This is a genomic window from Geobacter psychrophilus (assembly GCF_056821595.1).
In genome coordinates this window covers 2,689,678-2,705,566 of sequence record NZ_JBXDTU010000004.1, presented here as the reverse complement: position 1 = coordinate 2,705,566, position 15,889 = coordinate 2,689,678, and the positions used below count along the sequence as shown (strand labels likewise).

General features: G+C 55.8%; 13 protein-coding genes. 6 read left to right on the top strand and 7 right to left on the bottom strand.

Translation table 11 applies throughout. The features are described from left to right. Nucleotides 1–51: 51 nt before the first annotated feature. Entirely contained in the window at nt 52–2,181 is a 2,130-nt protein-coding gene (locus ACOCF6_RS15025) for a PAS domain S-box protein (RefSeq protein ID WP_482461148.1), read from the bottom strand. After that, on the bottom strand, nt 2,178–2,885 hold the full coding sequence (locus tag ACOCF6_RS15020) for a response regulator transcription factor (RefSeq protein WP_482461147.1): 708 nt from the start codon (nt 2,883–2,885) through the stop codon (nt 2,178–2,180). Before ACOCF6_RS15020 ends, ACOCF6_RS15025 begins: the two co-directional genes overlap by 4 nt. Nucleotides 2,886–3,075: 190 nt before the next feature. Here ACOCF6_RS15020 and ACOCF6_RS15015 point away from each other — a divergent pair, with 190 nt between their 5' ends. From ACOCF6_RS15015 to ACOCF6_RS15005, 3 genes are all read left to right on the top strand, one after another. After that, nucleotides 3,076–3,423 (top strand): MCP four helix bundle domain-containing protein, encoded by a 348-nt coding sequence (locus ACOCF6_RS15015; protein ID WP_482461146.1) that lies wholly within the window; start codon nt 3,076–3,078, stop codon nt 3,421–3,423. Continuing rightward, a complete protein-coding gene (locus ACOCF6_RS15010) occupies nt 3,362–4,762 on the top strand; it encodes a methyl-accepting chemotaxis protein (RefSeq protein ID WP_482461145.1) in 1,401 nt (466 codons plus the stop codon). Before ACOCF6_RS15015 ends, ACOCF6_RS15010 begins: the two co-directional genes overlap by 62 nt. A gap of 71 nt (nt 4,763–4,833) precedes the next feature. Further along, the gene (locus ACOCF6_RS15005) at nt 4,834–5,334 is read left to right on the top strand and encodes a chemotaxis protein CheW (protein ID WP_482461144.1); all 501 of its coding nucleotides are present in this window, start codon (nt 4,834–4,836) and stop codon (nt 5,332–5,334) included. Nucleotides 5,335–5,357: 23 nt separating this feature from the next. Here the strand turns inward: ACOCF6_RS15005 and ACOCF6_RS15000 are convergent, their stop codons facing one another. The 5 genes from ACOCF6_RS15000 to ACOCF6_RS14980 all read right to left on the bottom strand — a co-directional run bounded on the left by ACOCF6_RS15000 (nt 5,358) and on the right by ACOCF6_RS14980 (nt 12,963). Further along, complete coding sequence (locus ACOCF6_RS15000) at nt 5,358–6,221, bottom strand: GGDEF domain-containing protein (RefSeq protein WP_482461143.1); 864 nt, start codon at nt 6,219–6,221, stop codon at nt 5,358–5,360. Between the two features lie 92 nt (nt 6,222–6,313). After that, nucleotides 6,314–6,493 (bottom strand): hypothetical protein, encoded by a 180-nt coding sequence (locus ACOCF6_RS14995; RefSeq protein WP_482461142.1) that lies wholly within the window; start codon nt 6,491–6,493, stop codon nt 6,314–6,316. Beyond that, nucleotides 6,490–8,184: a radical SAM protein gene (locus ACOCF6_RS14990; protein ID WP_482461141.1), complete on the bottom strand. Its 1,695-nt coding sequence runs from the start codon at nt 8,182–8,184 to the stop codon at nt 6,490–6,492. The genes ACOCF6_RS14995 and ACOCF6_RS14990 overlap by 4 nt, the downstream gene beginning before the upstream one ends. Nucleotides 8,185–8,275: 91 nt before the next feature. Further along, nucleotides 8,276–10,906 carry a molybdopterin-dependent oxidoreductase gene (locus ACOCF6_RS14985; protein ID WP_482461140.1) on the bottom strand — a complete coding sequence of 877 codons (2,631 nt, stop codon included), beginning with the start codon at nt 10,904–10,906 and terminating at the stop codon, nt 8,276–8,278. Nucleotides 10,907–10,944: 38 nt separating this feature from the next. After that, entirely contained in the window at nt 10,945–12,963 is a 2,019-nt protein-coding gene (locus ACOCF6_RS14980; protein WP_482461139.1) for an FAD-dependent oxidoreductase, read from the bottom strand. A gap of 255 nt (nt 12,964–13,218) precedes the next feature. Between ACOCF6_RS14980 and ACOCF6_RS14975 the strand changes: the two genes are divergently transcribed. The 3 genes from ACOCF6_RS14975 to ACOCF6_RS14965 are packed head-to-tail and all read left to right on the top strand — an operon-like array spanning nt 13,219 to nt 15,740. Continuing rightward, nucleotides 13,219–14,349, top strand: coding sequence for an aminopeptidase (locus ACOCF6_RS14975; RefSeq protein ID WP_482461138.1), 1,131 nt, complete (start codon nt 13,219–13,221; stop codon nt 14,347–14,349). Beyond that, entirely contained in the window at nt 14,346–15,182 is an 837-nt protein-coding gene (locus ACOCF6_RS14970; protein ID WP_482461137.1) for a 1,4-dihydroxy-6-naphtoate synthase, read from the top strand. The genes ACOCF6_RS14975 and ACOCF6_RS14970 overlap by 4 nt, the downstream gene beginning before the upstream one ends. A gap of 27 nt (nt 15,183–15,209) precedes the next feature. Next, nucleotides 15,210–15,740 carry a DUF4337 domain-containing protein gene (locus tag ACOCF6_RS14965; RefSeq protein WP_482461136.1) on the top strand — a complete coding sequence of 177 codons (531 nt, stop codon included), beginning with the start codon at nt 15,210–15,212 and terminating at the stop codon, nt 15,738–15,740. Nucleotides 15,741–15,889 lie beyond the last annotated feature (149 nt).

The window sequence follows — 15,889 nt, the reverse complement described above, 5'->3', positions numbered from 1 at the left end:
TCGGATCAGGGAATAGAATGGAATGGTCGGGAAGGGAAGGCTTTTGGCAATCTAGGGACCGTTTTTGCTTCGAAGTTGCACGGCGAAGACGGCGCCCTTCCCCGGTTCACTACTGCAACTGGCTGCACCGCCATGTAGTTCTGCAATGCGTTTTACGATGTGCAGTCCGAGTCCTGCACCGGCTATTTCAGGTATATTCCCGATACGATAGAAGCGGTCAAACACCTTTTCGAACTGGTCATGCGGGATGCCGACACCCTGGTCGGCAACCTCGAAACAGAGCTCCCCACCACCAGAGTTCCAGCCTCGTACGCAAATTTCGCCGCCATCCGGTGAATATTTTATGGCATTGTCAAGCAGGTTGTTGAACATCACCTGCAACAGCATGGGGTCACACGCATACTGTTCGGGGAGTTCCTCAATTTCTGAGTGGATAAGATGTACCGTGCTACCGACCTGGGCATGCATGATGACATTGCGGAGCAATAGGCTGATATCCGCCGGCACCATGGCAGGCGTCCATCCGGAGGTACGCAGGCGCTCATCGGTAAGACAGGTATCAATCAGGCTGGAAAGTCGTTTGGTTGAAGACAGGATTGTATTGGCGTGTCTGAGGCAATCGGAATCCTTGCAGGCCTGCATCACAAGCAATTGGGCCGTGCCGTCGACAATTGCAAGCGGCGTGCGCAGTTCATGGGAAACGAGTCCCATAAACTGGCGCTGTTCCTCGTTTAGACGGTGTTCGGCATCCAGAGCCTTGGCCAGCTCCTGTTGTGCCTTCGTACGCTCGGTTATATCGAAGAAGCTGGCGCGGATCAGCACTTTGTCCGGCGATGGGAGTCTGACCAGTCGAACCTCGCACACGGTATCGATACCATGGGCACCCTTTATCGAGCGTTCTATGACGAAGACTTCTTCTGCCACAACCCTGTCTGCGTTTTCATAGAAAGAAGCTGCCGGCAGTCGCCCATCAGGCTGTTTATCTGAATAAAACTGCAGAGGGTCTGATGACAGCAGAATATCGCGGCTGTAGCCGAACAGCTGCTCCGCTTTGACATTGGCATCGACGATGCGGCCTGACTCCGCGTCAAGGACGATAATCGCTTCGGGTGCCAGATCTACAAGCAGCCTGTTCTGGCTGGCCATTACTGCATCCTTCTGGCGCAACTCCTCCACGGCCTCTTGTATACGCACTTCCAGGTTATCGTTAAGCTCTTTCAGCAGCAAAGACTTCTCAATCAGTGCCTGATCGGCCTTTCGGTGTGCCTCTATATCTTCCACAATCCAGATGGTACCGGCAGAAATATTCGCGGGATCGATAGCCTTTCCGTAATACTTCGCCCAGAAGATCGAGCCGTCCTTGCGCCTAAGTTCCAGTTCGGATGTATAAAGCTCCCCTCTGCAGACCTTGTCATAGGTTTCTTTGCCCGATAATTCGAAAGCTGCCTCCGAAGGGTAGATAAGAGCGGTGCTTTTCCCCACCATCTCATCCTTGACATAGCCGAACATCTCTTCACATCTGTTGTTGACCCATACGAACCTCCGGTCTTTAGTCAGTGTGATGCCGACACAGGCGTTATCGAGGATTACCCCCTGCTCCTGAACAAGCCTTTTCAGTTCCAGATCGGTGCGCGTACGCTCAGTGATGTCGCGCACCACACATACATGGCTGCTAATATCACCGTCGGCATTACGGATTGGGGTAACACAGTGTTCGGAATCAAAGACGGTACCATCCTTGCGCACCATCTGATAGGTGGTCTCAAAGCGCCCTTTTTTCCTGTAGGCTGCAGCCATGTCACTTCCAAAGCGGAGAGACATCTCCTCGTTGAGATGGAGACAGGAGGTATGTTTGCCGATGATTTCGTCCAGGGAATAGCCGAACATTGTTTCAACAGCTCTGTTGGCATTCAGTATGATCCGGGTGCCGGCCTGGACGATGAAGACGGATTCGTTGAGACTGGCAAACGTCTGTTGCAGAAGTATGGCGGCATCATAAGACGCCTGTTCCGCTCGATCCAGGTCCTGCAAGGCCGCTATGGTTGCTGCAAGTGTCGGTCGAAATCTTTCTGCCAGTGTCGGCAACTCCGCATCAGGTGCGGCCGCTGACGCCCCGTTCCCGTTCGGTTCAGAAGCTGGCAAGAGCGGAGCTGTCACAACCGTCTCCGGTTCCGTGCTCATGACGTAGCCTCCTCCAGAAAGGCGTAACCCAGGTTGTGACGGGCACGCACCGGCAGTTTGCATGCCGGGTCGGCGAACCGCACCTTGCGCCTCAGGCGGCTGACCAGGGCCTCCAGACGTTTATCAGCATAGATATCATTTGTCTGCTTCAACGCCCTGAAAATCTCTTCACGGGATACATTTGCCCCCGGTGTCTCCAGCAATTTCTGCATCAGGATGCATTCCTGTGCAGTCAGCGGAATTGGTACCCGTTGGGGCGTCAGCAGCGTCGAGGTTCTGGCAGAAAAGTACCAGATGGGCGCTGGTGGTTTCTCAAGCCGTTGTGCCAGGTTGATCAGTGCCGCATTCAACTCCCGGATATCAACCGGCTTTACAAAATACAAGTCGGCACCGGTCTCACGACCAAGTACCCGCTCGTCCAGACGTTCGCGGGCCGTTACCATCACAATACCGCAGCTGCAGTTTTCACGGAGTCGTCTGGCAATGGCGATTCCATCCTCTCCCGGCAAACCAAGATCGAGAATAATAATGTCCGCCGGGAACACCGCCAGAGCTTTATCCAGGGCTCGGCCGTCTCCAACACCCTGCAACTGGTGACCAAAGTGCTCTAAACCGGACACAAGGATATCTCGCAATTCCCGGTTGTCTTCAACCACAATGATATTCTGCTGTCTAACATAAGCGCTGTCGTCAGTACTGTTCATTAGTAGGGTTTCCTGCGTCTGCAGCAAGGGGAGAAGTGCGATAAATCGCCCTTTTAATATACGACATATTGAGGGTGAACATGTAAGGAATTTTCTGACAGTTTCTGACAACCCCTTGAAAACACGGATTTATGCGGTTTACTGTCTTTGAAAAAAATGCGTACGAATAAGAGAAAAAGGAGAATCTGCCATGCAGTGGTTTAATAACATGAAAATCGGAAAGAGGATGACACTGGGCTTTGGCTTGGTGTTGGTGATTATGGTGACGTTAATAGTGGTAGGAGTCATCGGGATGTCAGATGTCCAGAAAAACCTGACGCGGATTGTCACGGTCAATAATGTCCGCACTGATCTACTGGGTGATGTAAATAACGACATGAGTCAGATCTTTATCAATCTCAGGAATATCATTGTCACCAACATACCAGAGAAGCAGAAGGAGTATCAGCAACGGATTATAAAGGCTCGTGAAGGATATGACACCAAATTCAAAAAAAATGGAGGGATTAACTTCAAAGGAAGACAAGAAGGCGCATGAGATTATTGCCAAAATTAAGCAGGCAATTGCAACAGCCGCCCCGCTCAACAATCACGTTATTGAATTGGCCACGACCGGCAAAGAAGCCGATGCGGCCATGCTGCTTAGCAAGGAGGCGGCACCAGCCGGACGGAAAATTTCTGAGGAACTTGAAGCATTAATCAACCACAATACGGAACGAAGCATGATGCGCTATGAAGAATCAATTAAAAAATTTGAATCATCTCGGAATACGATGATCAGCCTCGGTGTGATAGCCATTCTGGCATCCGTTTTTACAGCGATTTTCCTGACCCGCGGAATCACCCGCCCGATCAACGAGGCCTTGGCTGCTGCCAACGCCCTGGCCGCCGGCGATCTGACCATCTCGGTCGTATCAAACTCCAAGGACGAGACCGGCCTGATGATGGCCGCCCTCAGCAATATGGTGAAAAAACTCAAACAAGTGGTGGGGGATGTCATGGGCGCCACCGACAACGTGGCTTCAGGCAGCCAGCAGCTTTCGGCCACGGCCCAGCAGATGTCCCAGGGGGCCACCGAGCAGGCCGCCAGCGCCGAGGAGATTTCCTCTTCCATGGAAGAGATGTCCTCCAGCATCAAGCAGAACTCGGACAACTCGGGCCAGACCGAGAAAATTGCCGTCAAGAGCGCTGTTGATGCCAAAGAAGGTGGCAGGTCCGTCACCGAAACAGTAGCCGCCATGAAGGAGATCGCCACCAAGATCTCCATCATCGAGGAGATTGCCCGCCAGACCAACCTGCTGGCCCTGAATGCCGCCATTGAGGCCGCCCGGGCCGGAGAGCACGGTAAAGGTTTTGCCGTTGTCGCCAGCGAGGTCAGGAAGCTGGCGGAACGGAGTCAGGCCGCGGCCGGTGAGATCAGCACCCTGTCGTCGCGCTCCGTGCAGGTGGCCGAGACCGCCGGAGAGATGCTGAACAAGATGGTGCCGGATATCCAGCGGACCTCCGAACTTGTTCAAGAAATTTCCGCTTCCAGCAAAGAGCAGGACAGTGGCGCCGAGCAGATCAGCAAGGCCATCCAGCAACTGGACCAGGTTATCCAGCAGAACGCCTCCGCTTCCGAAGAGATGGCCTCCACCTCGGAGGAACTGGCCAGCCAGGCTGATATGTTGAAAGACACCATCTCTTTCTTCCGCATCGACAGCAGCGGCTCCCGCCAGACGGCTCGTGTCGTGCGTGTCCCGCAGCACAAAGCGCAGGTGGGCCACATCAGTCGCAAGGCCTTTGCCGCCCCAGCGAAGGACGGCAAAGGTGTTCACCTCCAACTGGGAGAAAAAAGCGGCGCCGATCATATGGATGATGAATTTGAACGATTCTGAAAAACCAACGGCAACTCCCCCTTTCGTAAAGGGGGAGCTGATTCTGATATTCGATACACGGAGGAAACTACATGAGTGTCTCAACAATTACCGAAACAACCCAGTACCTGACCTTCAAACTGGCCGAGGAGATTTTCGCCCTGGATGTGGCCAAAGTCAGGGAGATTCTGGAGTTCAGCACCGTCACCAAGATGCCCCAGACTCCTGATTACATGCGGGGAGTCATCAACCTGCGGGGGAGTGTGGTGCCTGTGATCGACCTGCGCCTGAAATTCGGCATGACAGCAACCGAACAGAGCATCAACACTTGCATCATCGTGGCGGAGGTCGAAATGGATGATGAAACCATCCTGCTCGGGGCGCTGGCCGACTCGGTTCAAGAGGTGAACGAGATGGAACCGGGTCAGATCGAGGCCGCTCCCCATATCGGCACGAGACTCAATACCGACTTCATCAAGGGGATGGGCAAACAGGATAGTCATTTCGTGATGATCCTGGATATAGACAAGGTCTTCAGCTCGGGTGATTTAACTGACATAATGATTAACAACGACGCAACAGGGGCGCTCTAGGAGTTTTTGGATAATTGTGTGTTCTACACCCCGCCGACCGGCGGATAGACAGTAAACCTGATACTGTTTTTACCGTCCTCTTTTACCTTGTACATCAGTTCGTCCGCCATGACGATAAGCTCTTCGCTGTCGAGAGGCGGTTCCATGCAGGTGACAACACCCATGCTGAAAGTTGTCGACCAGTGTTCTTTCTTCATGTCGTGCAGGAGATTGTCCTTAATTTTGTGCAGTGCAACCTGTGCCGATTCCTGATCGGTTTCCGGCAGCAGGATCACGAACTCATCGCCTCCGATGCGGGCTACCAGATCTGTTTTTCGAAGCCGGCCGGCAAGGCTCGCGGCAAAACATTTCAGCAGTTCGTCCCCCCGAATGTGTCCAAATTTATCGTTGATCTCCTTGAAATTATCCAGATCAATGTAAGCAATGGTCAGCGGCTTTCCCAACCGGGCCAGCCGGTTGATTTCGTATTCCATTATCTCCTGGAACGCGCGGGTGTTCAGAAAACCGGTCAGGAAATCATGCCGAGAATGCTGACGCTCGTTCTCCCACATAATGCGAACCTTGTGCACCAGCATGCTGATGACCAGAAATATACCGATCGTGGATACGGTGTTCCAGACAAGCGAAACTGCATATTGAGCATGGTTGTCAATTACCCAGGCAAACGAACAGAACAGGGCAATAATAATTCCGGAGCGACGACCGGCGAACCATGTGGTTAAGCCGACCGGAAACAGGTATAAGAACGCAAACTGATACTCCTGTCTGTCAATACAATCCAAAAAGACGACCACCAGAGCGCACATCAGGCCGATACAAAAGTTCACAAGCCTGCTTTTTGACTCCAGGTAGATGAAGAACCTTTTGAAATAATCCTCAATATGCACGGTTCATCCCTCTCCGTTTCATGCAGCGGGTAGTTAGTTGCTGATTCAGCAAGTACCGCAGGATACGCGATTCACATAACATCTGCCACCTGTCAGGTATTGTATTCGTGGCAGTACATCATCACCAGCCGGGCACGGTTTTCCAGACAGAGCGGACACAGCTCCCCGGCATCCTGCCAGACCTCGCCCGCTAGCCATTCGCCCGCCTGGGCATACTCTGACCGGTCGGCATGTTCATCGTACTCCTTACGGCACATCGTACAGATCTTCAAGCTGTTTTGCCCTCTTCCACCAATGCTCGTTCATACTCCCGCCGAAGCATGGCGGTCTCGGCCGTACCGATAACATACCATGGCATAAATTCATCCTCGCTGATAGTACGCTGTACATACCAGTCCGTGTCGATAGCGCAGGCCTTGGCCGCCTTCTTGAGATTGAAGCCTTCAGACATACTGACAATCAGCGGCGCCAGCCGCCGATCACCCCGCGACAGCAGCGCTTGCAGATAGGACTCGCGCAGACTCTCCACCTTGAGCCGCACATTTGACAGGGGGCGCAGGCTGGTTTCAAGGAACTTCACCTTGCGCTCCAGCGAAGGGAGTGGCTCCATGCCACACCACTGGAAGGGGGTAAACGGTTTGGGGATAAAGGGATTGACCGACAGGGTGATCTCTCCCAGCCGATTGTTGGCCCGCGCCCGCTGTATGACCCGTTCGCGGATCGCTAACACCAGCCGGACCAGCTCGTGCAGGTCAGCATCCGTCTCGGTTGGCAGCCCGATGATGACATACAGCTTCAGGTTAAGAATATCGCGGGAAACCAGCATCTCGCAGGCATCCAGAATCTGGTCCTCAGTCAGGTTTTTGCGGATCACGTCGCGCAGACGCTGCGAGCCCCCCTCCGGAGCCAGGGAGATCGTTCTGTGGCCGCTGGCCAGCAGCGCATCCAGCATCTCCGGATCGATCCGGTCAATACGCAGGGATGAAACCGAGACCTTGGCCCCCTGGTCGACAATATAGCGGCAGAGCCGGCCGATATCAGCATAGTCTGAAACCGCCGCCCCCACCAGGCCAATCTTGCTGCGATGGGCAAGCCCCTCATCAACCAGCGCCGTAAGATGTTCATAGGGCTGCTGACGGAAGGCCCCATAGATGAATCCCGAGCTGCAGAAGCGACAACCCCGTGGACAGCCGCGGCTGACCTCGATCAGGAACATGTCGCCGAACTCGGTTTGTTCGGACAGGATCTGCGACGCAGAGGGCGGGTGCTGTTTAAGACAGGCCGTGCCCCGGGCCACCGGATAGGGTGCTCCGTCTTCCACCCGATAGCCGTCAACCCGTCCCTGACTGTAGACGGGATGATACAGGGAGGGCACATAGATACCGGGAACGTTTGCCAGGGCCAGCAGCAGGGCATGGCGGGTCTCACCTTGGCGGGGGGAAAGCAGGGCCGCCATGAGTCCGGGGATGATAACCTCCCCTTCCCCGATGCAGATCGCATCCATGAAATCGGCCACCGGCTCGGGGTTGATAAAGAAGGCCGCTCCGCCGGCAATGATCAGCGGATTGGATTGGGTGCGCTCAGCAGAATAATGCGGGATTCTGGCCAACGTCAGGATGACCGGAATATTCAGATAGTCCGGCTCAAAGGAGGTGGAGAAGGCGATGATGTCGAAATCCGCCAGCGGGCGCTGAGACTCCAGCGAAAGCAGCGGAGATTCACTGCGGCGGTATTCTTCCAGATCATCACGATCCGGCAGAAAGGCGCGTTCACACTGCATATCCGCACAATCCGCCAGCAGCCGGTACACCGTCTGAAATCCCAGGTTACCCATGCCGGTGCCGTAACGGTTGGGATACACCAGGCAGATTGAGAGGCCACCGCCATGACCAGATCCGGCACTGGTCAGGCTGGTTTCGGCAGCCAGCAGGGCGCGCAGTTTTTGTTTGATTTTCCAGCTCATGGCGGGAGTATAACAGGGTGCTGCGGATTTGCACAAAAGAAAAGGCGCTGTCCAGGGGGCAGCGCCTTGAGATCGTCACCAGTCAGAAGCATCAGGCCTTTTCGAGCTTGACGGCAACGGTGTTGGCTGTCCCCTTCAACAGCAGACCGGCCTGTGACTCGCGGAAGTGTGCGGGTACAAACAGGGCGCCGTTCTGGATGTTTCCGGACAACTGAACCGGAAGAGATGCAGCGCCGAATGCGGAGGAAATCTTGACAACAGTGCCGGCAGCAATGCCGGCTTTGGCGGCATCTGCAGGGTTGATGGCAACATACCCCTGACCTGCCACAGCCATGTTGTTGTCCGACCAGAGAGTAATGCTGCCGTTGTGATGCAGGATCGGCGCAATGGTCAGGCTGAAGGGATAGGACGGATCAGTCGCCGGCAGCGCTTCCGGAACAACGGTTGCAAAATTGGACGGCTTGTCGCTGAAAGGAAGGCGGTTCTTGATCCTGCCCATGCGGCAACCGTCGTGATCGCAGGTTTCAGTGTACAACCCGGTCAAGGCGGTGATTTCATGGTGCAGCTCTTCAGTACTCTGGACAGGGATGGTGGTGACCGGTGCAACGAGACTGTACAGTCTCGTCAGGATATCGGCATCGGTGCGGGCCTGACCGGCCGGAGCGACGGCAGCGCTGAAACATTGCACCCGATTGTCGACGGCTGTAAACGTACCGGCTTTTTCGGCGGCGGTTGCGGCAGGCAGCACAGCAGTAGCCAGACGGGCCGTTTCGGTCAGGAACAGATCCTGTACTATCAGCAGTTCAAGCTTTTGCAGAGCCTTAAGCACACGGTTGCGATCGGGCATGAAATGCAGCGGATCATTGCCCATAACATACAGGGCCTTGATCTCGCCTTTTTCGATCCCTTCGATGATCTGGAACAGGTCCTTGCCGGCGGTGGCAGGAACCGTACAATTCCAGGCCTTGCCGAACTGGGCGGCCATATGCTCGTAGGTGTGGAAGCCCGGCAGGTATTCGGGGCAAACCCCCATATCCAGCATGCCCTGGGTATTGTTCTTCTCGTCCAGCGGATAGATGCCGGCCCCGCGATATCCTACAGCGCCGATCAGTATCGCCAGATTCACCACCTTTGAAACGGCATTTTTCATATCTGCAGATCTAATGACATCTGCACCGTAGATGACGGCGGTACGCCCGCCGCGGTTGATCAGCCGGGCCGCCTCGCGCAGTGCAACCTCGCTGACGCCCGTGACCTCGACAATCGTCCCGAAGGCAAGTGTGTCAATCGAAGCCTTGAAGGTACCCAGACCGCGGGTGCACTTTTCTATGAAATCCAGATTCGCCACACCTTCTTCGATGACAGCTTTGATCAGGCCGGCCACGAGAAAGGCCTCGCTGCCGGGACGGCACTGCAGGAAAGAATTGGCAAATTTGTTCATGGAGGTTGTGCGGCTGTTGACCAAAACCAGTTTGGCATCATTCTTGGTGGCGGCCTGGATAACGCGGTAGGCGAAACCGGCCGACTCGCCCTTCAGGTCGCTGCCGATCACGATGACAGTTTCAGCCTGCTCGATTGCATCCATCGGAAAGGTGCCGCCGCTGTAGCCGAGCATCTCGTACTGGATGATCTGTGCCGGGAGGAAACCAAGACGGGCCTCGGAGTCGATATTATTAGTGCCGACCGCACCGCGCAGGAATTTCTGGAACAGATAGCTTTCTTCATTGGTCACACGCGGGGAACCGATGCCGGCCACGGCGGCCGGGCCATCGGTTGAGATGATCTGTTTCAGCTTTCCTGCAACCACACCCAGCGCCTGCTCCCAGGTAGCTTTCTGCTGATTGCCGGAAGCATCCTTGATCAGCGGCGTTGTCAGGCGACCCGAAGAGTTGAATGCGGCATAGCCGAAACGGCCGTTAATGCAGAGGTTGCCCTTGTTAAAGCCGTCATCGGAGCTGGTGACCCGCTCGACCCGGCCATCCTTGGCGTGGTACTCGATCTCGCAGCCAGAAGAGCAGAAGCCACAGACGCTGTTGCTGACCTCAAAGGTCCAGGGACGACCACGGAACTTGAACGGCTTGCTGATCAGGGTACCGGTCGGGCAGGCATTGATGCAGTTGCCGCAAAAATCACAGTCCAGCGGTTCGCGGGTCAGGGTGTCGATAATGGTACGGTCACCGCGATCAACGATCTCGATCGCCTCGCGCCCGACAACCTCGCGACAGACCTTGACGCATTTTTCACACAGGATGCAGCGGTTGGGGTCGCTTTCCAGCAGTTTCCAGTCATAACGGATCGGCAGGCGCTCCAGTTCGGCGCCGTACTTGTTCTTGTCCACCTGCAATCCGTAACAGGTATCCTGCAGATCGCACTCACCGGCGGCATCGCAGATCGGGCAGTCCAGCGGGTGATTGACCAGCATCAACTCCAGTGTCTTTTTCCGTGCCGACTCAAGCTCAGGAGACGTCGTTGTAACAGTAATTCCGTCCTTGACCGGGGTGTTGCAGGCGGTCATGAAGCGCTCGACACCCTCGACCTTGACCACGCATACCCGGCAGGCGCCGGTTGTGGAGACCTTCTTCAGCCAGCAGAGGGTCGGAATCTTGATCCCCAACTCCGCAGCGGCCTCCAGGATGGTGGTTCCAACAGGCACCGTTACCTGTTTTCCGTCAATGGTCAGTGTTGCCGTCGTCTTTTTGTCGCTGGGCTCTGAATGTGCCATGCCGTATATCTCCAGTACGTTCTAAATAAGTAATAAAATTACAGAGCCACCATTGCCATCCTGTAGCACCGCAGACACCTGTCCGCCTCGATCTGGGCAGTGCTGTCACTGAAACCCAGTTCAACCTCGCGGTAGTTGCCCTTGGCAGCGCGCTCCTTGCCATGCACCTCTTTCTGGTTGGCGCGGTCACAGGAATCCAGCCAGGGAACATTCTCACCCTTGTCGTAGACCCCCAGATAGGTCAGCAGATCGTCAAAAATATCCTGTTCCGAAAGATAGGCCTTGCCTTCTTCCAGCCAGCGCTGGATGACCAGGGCAGCACGATGGGCGTTGCCGATGCAGGCCACCACAGTCAGCGGGCCGATCTCGGCATCGCCTCCGGCGAACACGCCGTCGCAGTCGGTGATCAGGGAACGGGAGAGCATGTTGCCCATGCCGTCTTTCAGGTCCTTGCCGGCAGCATCCTTCAACGGCAGGTACTTGGTGACGACCGTGTTCCACTTCGTAATATCGATACCCATGTCGGGCGGGATAAAGCTCAGGTCAGGATCCTGGCCGATGGCCGGGATGACCGTATCGCACTCGACAATGAATTCACTGCCCGGCACCGGTTCGGGACGACGGCGACCGGAGGCATCCGGCTCACCCATGGCCATGCGGACGCATTCCACGCCGATCACCTGCTCACCGGCATCCACCACGATCCTGGTCGGAAGCACCTGGAACTCGAACCTGACACCTTCTTCGTCAGCGCCGTCAACCTCCCACACATCGGCCGGCATCTCCTTGCGGGAGCGGCGATACAGCAGGATGGACTCTTCGGCGCCCTCACGCAGGGCCACCCGGACACAGTCGATAGCGGTGTTGCCGCCTCCGACTACACAGACCTTCTTGCCCATGCCGGTAGGACGGCTCATGTAGGCCTCGCGCAGGAAGTCGATACCACCGGAGAGGAAACCCTTATAACCCTTATCCTCGCCCTCGACACCCATCGGCTTGGAGCGGTGCGCACCCGGAGCCAGGAACACGGCATTGTACTTCTGCTTCAGTTCCGGCAGGGAGATATCCTTGCCGACGCGGCAATTGTAGATGATCTCGACACCCAGCGCCTGAACAATATCGATATCGCGCTGCAGGATATGGCGCGGCATACGATATGCCGGGATGCCGACCGCGATCATGCCGCCGCCGAAACCTTCGGGCAACGCTTCATAGATCGTGCACTGGTACCCTTCCAGGGCCAGATAATAGGCACAGGCCACACCGGCAGGGCCGGCGCCGACAATCGCCACGGTTTTGTTCCGCTTCGGCTTGGTCTGATTGGGGGGAGTGACATTGTGCATCCACTCGTAATCCGAGGCGGTACGCTTCAGCACCATGATATTGATGGAATCGTCCACATTCTTGCGACGACAGGCGGTCTCGCAGGGATGCGGGCAGACCCGGCCGCAGACAGCCGGCATGGGCATATTCTGGCGGATGGTGGCCAGGGCCTCACCGTACTGGTAATTCTTGATCTCCTCGATATATTTGGGGATATCGATATGGGCGGGACACTTGTCCATGCAGGGTGCGGTGATCTTGTGGATGTAATTGGCCGGTTTCTGCGAAAAGTTCCCCTTCAGATAGGCGACAAACTGATCCCGGTAATGCGTTACAGCGTCAAACACCGGCACCGTGGCACTCTGACAGAGAGTGCACTTGCAGTTTTTCAGCAGCTCGGCCAGATCTCCGACTGTGTCCAGGTCAGCTTCGCTGGCCGTACCTTTCAGCACATTCTGGAACAGGTCCATCAGCACCTTGGTCCCCTTTTTACCCGGGGTACACCTGCCGCAGCAGTACAGGGTCTGGACCCGCTTCATATATTCGGCGGTCATGGCCGGGACATCGACATCCTTGTCGAAAAGAATCACACCATCCCACCCCATGAATGCACGCAGGGGACGCTCACCGTCAAAAGCCACCGGCAGTTTGTATGTTACCTGCTGTGCTTCTCCGGATATATTTCTGTTGTCGACAACACTTCTACCCCACGTGGAAAAGACTACCTGAGCCACTCGAACCTCCAAAAACCGGCACCCCTGATTTACGGGGTTAAGTATCTGCAATTATTATGAAAACATGTCTGCGGAAATTGTATACAGTATGCATGATTATCACAATAACACTCCAGAAATCAAGGGAAAAAATAGTTGGGCATCTGCTATTGGTGCGAACCGATTTCATCTTTTTCAATTCTGTGCTATGTACATTCCACTATCACGTACATAACGACAGACAATACATCCCAAACAACGTTCGGAGTAACCATCATGGACAATCTTGACCACTCATTCCGCTCACTTTTTGAAATCAATATGGGTATTGCAGCAGGCGATACCGTACTGGTCTTCAGCGACCGCATCCGCCCTGATGAAAACGCCTCTGAAGCAGACCGCGACCGCCGCCAGCGCTTGAACCTGACTGCCCGCCAGGCCGCAGGATTTGCCAGCAGCAGCTACGGCAGCGGACAGTTTGTCGATTTTCCGGCAACGTTCGCCTCGGGTGTTGAGCCGCCCCAGATGCTCTGGGAAGCCACCTTCGGGCGTACGATCATGTCCGGACTGCAGAAGGGCGGCATCCTGGACGACCTGCTGGACAAATGCATCACCCCGGAACAACTGATCCGCGCCCGGGAGATTGTTGCCGCTAACGCCTCCGATGTACCACGTATCATCATCGCCATGAGCAACAACTCCACCAGCCACACCAACTACCGCAAACTGGCCTGCCACGCCGGGGCGCGCTTTGCCTCCCTGCCCCATTTCGATCCCGACATGTTCGCCACATCCATGGATGTGGACTGGCCCGCCCTGGCCGACCGCACCGCCCGTCTGGTAGCGGCGGTCAACCGGGCGGAGTGGGTCCGCATTGAGACTCCCAACGGCACGGCCATGCACATCTGCAAACGGGGACGGGACGCCGGCGGAGACGACGGACTGCTGACCGCACCCGGCTGCTTCGGCAACCTGCCGGCCGGCGAGGCCTATCTGGCGCCGCTGGAAGGGGAAAGTCACGGGAAGATGGTGGTCGAATGGGGGCCGACCAGCAAACTGGACAGCCCGCTGACGTTTATAATTGCCGATGGACGGGTGCAGCGCATCGAAGGCGACGACCCGCTGCGGACCCGTCTTGAAGCCCAGTTCAAAGAGCATGAGGACTGCCGTAATCTGGCCGAACTGGGCATCGGCACCAATGACAAGGCCAGCCGCCCGGACAACGTGCTGGAAGCGGAAAAGATCCTGGGCACGATTCACCTGGCCCTGGGCGACAATACCGGTTTCGGCGGGGTTGTCGCTGCACCCTTTCATGAGGATTACGTCTTCTATCAGCCGACGGTAACCCTGATCATGGAGGACAACAGCGAAGAGGTCATCCTTGATAACGGGAAACTGACGCTATGACGTCTCCCGCCTTGACTCTCGGCTTCTCGCCCTGCCCCAACGACACCTTCATGTTCTACCCGCTGGTGCATGGCCTGGTGGATACGGCCGGCCTCTCCTTCCACGAGCGGCTGGAGGATGTGGAGACCCTCAACGGGCTGGCCTTGAAGGGTGAACTGGATGTCAGCAAGGTTTCCTACCACGCCCTGGGGCATATCCGCAATGACTATGCCCTGCTCCGCTCCGGCAGCGCCCTGGGCCGCGGTTGCGGGCCACTGCTGGTGGCCCGTGACAATCTTGACCCGTCCGAGCTGCGCAACAGGGTGATTGCCGTACCGGGGCGCTACACCACCGCCCTGTTGCTGCTGCGGCTGTTCGATCCCGGGCTGGAGAATTTCCTGATCATGCCCTTCAACGAGGTTATGGATGCCGTCACCAGCGGCATCGCCGATGCCGGCCTGATCATCCACGAATCGCGCTTCACCTACCAGGGCTTCGGCCTGCACAAGCTGCTTGATCTGGGGGAATGGTGGGAAAGGGAAAGCGGTCTGCCGATCCCGCTGGGGGGCATCGTTGCCCGGCGCTCGCTGGGAGCCAGGACCATCGCCGTCATCGAGCGGGCCTTGCGGTCCGGCGTGGAATATGCCCGCAGCAACCCGACGGCGGCGGCAGGGTACATCCGTGAGCACTCCCAGGAGATGAGCGCGGAGGTCTGCGCAGCCCATATCGGCCTGTACGTTAACGACTTCTCCGCCGACCTGGGTGAAGAGGGTGAACATGCCATTGCCGAACTGTTGCGACGTGCCGCGAATTCGGGTATTATTCCGGCTTCCGATACATCACTATTCATTTAATTACTCAGCAGAAGGAGGCTCAACTGTATGTCGGAACAGAAAGAAAAATGGACGAGTTGGCTGGCGCTATCGACAGCCATCATGGCGGTTCTGGCGGCCCTGACGACCCTCTACATGGGGAAATTTTCGTCTCGCGCGATTATGGCACAGGGACAGGAAAGCAACGAATGGGCCTATTACCAGGCCAAAAGCATCAAGCAGCATTCTTTTGAAATGAGCAATCATGCCCTGGGTCTGCAACTCCGCTCCCAGAAAGGGCTGCCTGCGGAAGTAACCGCTGATTACGAAAAAACACTTGCAAAATACAGCGATGAAATCAAGCGCTACGATGCGGAAAAAAAGGAGATCAAGAACAAGGCCGAAGGTATCGCAAAAAGTAAACTCAAGGCACAGGAGATGGGAGGCAACTTCGCCTATGCCCTGATATTTTTGCAGATTGCACTCATGCTGGCATCTATTTCCAGCCTGACCAAGAGAAAATATCTCTGGTACATCGCGCTGATATGTAATTTCGGCTGGCTGTTCTTTTTTCTGGATGCCTGGCTACTGTTTTACTGAACCATACGAGACCTCCGAGGTTTGACCCACAGCGGAAACCCCGGAGGTCGTTTTCAATGTGTAACCGCACAGAACCAGCCGGCATCAAAATGTCATAGAATAAAGCATTTAACCTGCAATTCCTGAAACCTGCCACATAAACGGCTCGA

Excerpts from the sequence above, each read along its gene's own strand:
- ACOCF6_RS14985 (WP_482461140.1), bottom strand. The coding sequence starts at position 10,906 with ATGGCACATTCAGAGCCCAGCGACAAAAAGACGACGGCAACACTGACC.
- ACOCF6_RS15010 (WP_482461145.1), top strand. The coding sequence starts at position 3,362 with ATGACACCAAATTCAAAAAAAATGGAGGGATTAACTTCAAAGGAAGAC.
- ACOCF6_RS15020 (WP_482461147.1), bottom strand. The coding sequence starts at position 2,885 with ATGAACAGTACTGACGACAGCGCTTATGTTAGACAGCAGAATATCATT.
- ACOCF6_RS14990 (WP_482461141.1), bottom strand. The coding sequence starts at position 8,184 with ATGAGCTGGAAAATCAAACAAAAACTGCGCGCCCTGCTGGCTGCCGAA.
- ACOCF6_RS15025 (WP_482461148.1), bottom strand. The coding sequence starts at position 2,181 with ATGAGCACGGAACCGGAGACGGTTGTGACAGCTCCGCTCTTGCCAGCT.
- ACOCF6_RS15015 (WP_482461146.1), top strand. The coding sequence starts at position 3,076 with ATGCAGTGGTTTAATAACATGAAAATCGGAAAGAGGATGACACTGGGC.
- ACOCF6_RS14970 (WP_482461137.1), top strand. The coding sequence starts at position 14,346 with ATGACGTCTCCCGCCTTGACTCTCGGCTTCTCGCCCTGCCCCAACGAC.
- ACOCF6_RS15005 (WP_482461144.1), top strand. The coding sequence starts at position 4,834 with ATGAGTGTCTCAACAATTACCGAAACAACCCAGTACCTGACCTTCAAA.
- ACOCF6_RS14975 (WP_482461138.1), top strand. The coding sequence starts at position 13,219 with ATGGACAATCTTGACCACTCATTCCGCTCACTTTTTGAAATCAATATG.
- ACOCF6_RS14965 (WP_482461136.1), top strand. The coding sequence starts at position 15,210 with ATGTCGGAACAGAAAGAAAAATGGACGAGTTGGCTGGCGCTATCGACA.